General features: G+C 29.0%; 2 protein-coding genes. Both read right to left on the bottom strand.

Translation table 11 applies throughout. The features are described 5' to 3' along the window. Window positions 1-1,239, bottom strand: a 1,239-nt coding sequence (locus WMO18_RS10825) for a leucine-rich repeat domain-containing protein (protein WP_367286610.1), incomplete at its 3' end; no start/stop codon positions are given. Window positions 1,240-1,406: 167 nt separating this feature from the next. Further along, window positions 1,407-1,845 (bottom strand): leucine-rich repeat protein (locus WMO18_RS10820; protein WP_367286609.1); only part of this gene is annotated, 439 nt, incomplete at its 5' end.

Genomic DNA, 1,845 nt, shown 5'->3' with positions numbered 1-1,845 from the left:
ATTAGGAGCTGAAATGCTCTTTAACCTTGTACAACCTTCAAATGTACCATAAACTCTGTCACAGGAACGCAAATCACCAATACCCTCATAGTAAAAGTCAGTTGGTTGTTCATTATAGTACCCTAAATCACTTGCTTTATACTTTGTCATTTTTAGTTGCTGTACCTTTGGCAAAGAAATCTTCTCTAACTTTTCACATTTTGCAAATACACCTAAACCTAGATAAGTCAGTTTAGAAAGGCTGTTATTCTTATTTATACTTTTTAAGTTTTTACAATTGTAAAATGAGTTATTACCAATGACTTCTACATTTGGAATATTAATTTTTTCTAATGATGAACAATTTTCAAAAGCCCCTTCGCAATGCAAGTCACCACTAGGAAGTATAATTCCACCAATATCACCTTTTTTTATCAATGCACTGCTTTTTACTGCCTTTATTTTGGGCAAAGAAATATTCTTTAGGCTTTTGCAATTATAAAACACAGATACACCCATATCTATAATATTATTCAAATTATTATTCTTGTTAATTGTCTTTAGCTTTGGACAATCAAAGAATGTTCTATCAGCAAGTTTTTTTACCTTTGGAATATAAATACTTTCAAGATTTCTACAATGCACAAATGGTCCTACACTAAAGCTTTTGTCTAATTTCCAATAATAACCATCATCCATGTCTATTTCATCCATAGTGGAAAATACATGAACCCTTGAATTATCAATTTTCACAAGATTTGGGAAAGAAATATTCTTAATATCTGAACAAGATAAAAAAGCTCCACCGTCAATTTGGGTAACATTCTGTCCACCAATGATTTTTTGTAAATGTAAACAATTCAAAAATGAGGCTTTGCCGATTCTTTTCAGGCTTTTAGGTAAAGTAATTTTTTTCGCTTTATAGAAATTAATAAACATATAGTCACCAATAGCAGTTATTCCTTCACCTATTACAATATTTTCTACGTGATATAATGGTGGAAAGCAATCCTCTTTCCAATCCCAACACATTGGATTACCACCATAATAATAGTCAAATTCTGAAAAACCTAACTTGCCAAAACATCCTTTACCTTGAACTGTTAATGTCTTTGAAGTTTTATCATAAGTAATTTGAAAATTCTTACCTAAGTCATAACCAACTGTTATGCCTGCACTATCAGTATCAGCTAATGCATTAAACGGAACAACAGTAACCAATAACATAAATACTAAAAATAAGCTAAATAATTTTTTCATAAAATCACCTTCTAAGTAGCAAAAACTATTTTATAAATACACTATCTTATATATAAAATTATAATTTATATTGTAATTTTTGTCAATACTGTATAGTAATTTAGTAATTATAATACTTAAAATCTAAATCATAAAGCCTCCTACAGTATAACTATAGGAGGCTATGTTTATTTAGCTATTAATTTTACATTTTTTGGAGCTTTTCCATTACTTTTAATTAGCTTTTTGTATTTCTTTAGTTTACTCTTTGGCACAGTAAACTTTGCTTTTGAATAAATTTTAGAAAATGCTGATTTTCCTACTTTACTCAACTTTGTTGACTTTATGTTTACTGACTTTAACTTTCTGTTGTTATTAAATGCACTATCTCCTATTGATTTTAGATTTTTGCCAAGAGTGATACTCTCTAGCCTTGTACAATCTTTAAAATCATACTTTCCAACATTAGCTAAAGAAGATGATGTTATTTTCTTTAGTTTAACACACTTTTCAAATGTACCACGATAATAATACTTTCTCTTAACCTTTTTAGGAAAATCTTCTGTTCCTTCATTTAGAAGTTTAAATTGTGTCCATTTTGTTGTTTGCAGATTACGCAACTTTGGC

This window comes from Ruminococcoides intestinihominis (assembly GCF_040096285.1).
In the GTDB taxonomy this organism is placed as follows: domain Bacteria; phylum Bacillota; class Clostridia; order Oscillospirales; family Acutalibacteraceae; genus Ruminococcoides; species Ruminococcoides intestinihominis.
Note: the sequence above shows the minus strand (reverse complement) of the source record. Positions and strands in the feature narration are given on the sequence as shown.